We start from the raw sequence: 2,014 nt of genomic DNA, 5'->3' as shown, positions 1-2,014 counted from the left end.
GGCGTCAAACGTGCCGTCCGGCGTCGCTTCGACGGACAGCGTCAGGTCGAATTTCGCGGACGGCGTGCCGGACGGCAGCAACGCGGCCGACGCCGCGCCGAGGGGCGGCAGCGCGCGGCGTTCGCCGTACGCGGCCATCACCTGGAACAGCGGATGGTGGCTGGCGCTGCGCGGCACGCCGAGCGCGTCGACCACCTGCTCGAACGGCACGTCCTGGTGCATCTGCGCGTCGACGAGTGCGCGCTGCGTACGCGCGACCAGCGATGAAAAGTCGCCGTGCGCGGGCACGTCGACGTCGATCGCGAGCGTGTTGACGAAGAAGCCGATCAGGCCGGCGACCTCCGCGCGCTCGCGGTTCGCGGCCGGCACGCCGACGCAGATCCGTGCGTCGCCGGTCGCGCGCGCCAGCAGCGCATCGAGCGCGGCGAGCAGCACCGCGAACGGCGTCGCGCCGGATGCGGCCGCGAATGCGCGCAACTGCGCACCGATGCGCGCGTCGAGCGAAAACACATGACGCGCGCCGCGCGCACTGCGACGGGCCGGCCGCGCGGTTGCGCCCGGCAGCGTCAGCACGCCGCGCTGCGGATCGAGCCGTTCGCGCCAGAACGCGAGCTGACGGTCGCGCTCGCCGGCATCGAGCCAGCGGCGCTGCCACAGCGCGTAGTCGGCGTACTGGATCGGCAGCGGCGCGAGCGGCACCGGCCGGTCGGACGCATACGCGCGATAGAACGCCGCGAGTTCTTCCAGCATCACGCCCGACGACCAGCCGTCCGACACGATGTGATGGACGGTCAGTGCGAGCCAGTGATGCGTCGCGTCGAAGCGGACCAGATGCGCGCGCACCAGCGGCGCCGTGCCGAGATCGAACGGTTCGGCCTCGTCGGCCGTCGCGACGGCTTCCGCACGCGCTGCGCGCTGCGCGTCCGGCAACGCTTCGAGATCGGTTTCGCGCCACGGGCAGCGCAACGGCGCATGGATCGTCTGCGCGACGCCGTCCTGCGCTTCGTCGAAGGTCGTGCGCAGCGCCTCATGGCGCGCGATCAGCGCATCGCACGCGAGACGCAGCGCATGCCCGTCGAGCGGGCCCGTCAGCGCGAGGCGCTCGGTGATGTGATACGCGTCCGGCGCATCGATCAGCCGCGCGTGCAGCCACAGCCGCGTCTGCGCGAACGATGCCGGCACGCGGTCGCTGCGCGGCGTGCGCGGCGGGATCGGCAGCACGCGGAAGTCGATGCCGGCCGCGCCGAGCTTGTCGATGAAGACCGCGCGCTGCGCGTCGGGCAGTTGCGCGAAACGCGTCGCGAGCGCCAGCCAGTCGGGTTGAACCTTCGTCATCCGTCGTCCTTATTGGGTTTCCAGTTCGCCGAGCAGCGCGTCGATCGCGCTCGCCGCATCGGTCGCGCCGCGTGCCGCGCAGGCCGCGTCGATCGCTTCCGCGCAGCGCGCCAGCGTGCGCGTGTCGAACAGCGTGCGCAGCGGCAGCGCGAGCCCCCAGTGCAGGTTGGCCTGCGCGTGGGCCTGCGTCGCGAGCAGCGAGTGGCCGCCGAGCAGGAAGAAATCGCCGTCGCGGCCGATCGCGTCCACGTGCAGCACGCGTTGCCAGATGTCGGCGAGCGCGCGTTCGGTGTCCGTCGCGAGTTCGACGGCTGCGGTTGCTTCACGCACCGGCGCGGGCAGCGCATGGCGGTCGCACTTGCCGTTCGGCGTGACGGGCAACGCGTCGAGCTCGATCAGCTGCGACGGCACCATGTACGCCGGCAGTTGCGCGCGCAGTGCGTCGAGCAGCGCCGCACGGTCGAGCGGGCCGGCGTCGCCACGGGCGACATAGCCGATCAGTTGCTCGTCGCGCACGATCACGACCGCATCGTTGACACCCGGCGCCGCGCGCAGCAGCGCCTCGATCTCGCCCGGCTCGATCCGCTGGCCGCGCAGCTTCACCTGCGTGTCGACGCGGCCGAGGTAGTCGAGCGCGCCGTCCGCGCGCCGTCGTGCGAGGTCGCCGGTGCGGTACATG

2 protein-coding genes are annotated in these 2,014 nt (G+C 72.5%); both read right to left on the bottom strand.

The genetic code is table 11. The features are described from left to right. The coding region (locus JMF90_RS34950) for a condensation domain-containing protein (RefSeq protein ID WP_236598103.1) at positions 1-1,335 on the bottom strand (1,335 nt) is incomplete at its 3' end. A gap of 9 nt (positions 1,336-1,344) precedes the next feature. Further along, the coding region (locus JMF90_RS34945; RefSeq protein WP_201326152.1) for a phosphopantetheine-binding protein at positions 1,345-2,014 on the bottom strand (670 nt) is incomplete at its 5' end.

This window comes from Burkholderia sp. E168m23 (assembly GCF_016586125.1).
GTDB classification, from domain to species: domain Bacteria; phylum Pseudomonadota; class Gammaproteobacteria; order Burkholderiales; family Burkholderiaceae; genus Burkholderia; species Burkholderia orbicola.
The sequence above is the reverse complement of the archived record's forward strand: the minus strand, read 5'-3'. Positions and strand labels throughout refer to the sequence as shown.